The organism is Bradyrhizobium uaiense (genome assembly GCF_010811875.1).
Taxonomy (GTDB): Bacteria; Pseudomonadota; Alphaproteobacteria; order Rhizobiales; family Xanthobacteraceae; genus Bradyrhizobium; species Bradyrhizobium uaiense.
Genome location: NZ_VKHP01000598.1, coordinates 1 through 414, shown reverse-complemented (window position 1 = coordinate 414; position 414 = coordinate 1). Strand labels below are relative to the sequence as shown.

Here is a 414-nt window from a genome sequence, read left to right as displayed (position 1 = left end):
CAAGCGGACGGCGGTTGCGAAAATCGAGCAGCGCGGCGAGGCCGCCGGGCATCACCAGCACGATCACAAGCAGCAGCACCGCGTAGAGAAAGGTCGACCAGGCCGCGCTCGCCGACATCGTGCGCCGTCGCGAGGGCGGCAAGACGCTCCAGCTGCGCGGCATCGCGCTCAGCTTCGGCAATGTGAAGGCGATCGACGGCCTCGACCTCGACGTCGCGCCCGGCCGGATCCATGGCCTGATCGGTCCGAACGGCAGCGGCAAGACCACGACGCTGAACGTGATCTCGGGCTATTACGGCGCGAAGGCCGGCAGCATGACGCTCGGCGACGCAGTCTTGCCCGCGGGCCAGCCGGTCAGTCGTGCGGCGTGCGGCATCGCGCGCACCTTCCAGAACATCCGGCTGTTATGCCCAG

General features: G+C 68.6%; 1 protein-coding gene. It reads left to right on the top strand.

Annotation, left to right across the window (positions count from 1 at the left end; all coding sequences use genetic code 11):
- Positions 1 to 119 precede the first annotated feature (119 nt).
- The coding region (locus FNJ47_RS54140) for an ATP-binding cassette domain-containing protein (RefSeq protein ID WP_347341829.1) at positions 120 to 414 on the top strand (295 nt) is incomplete at its 3' end.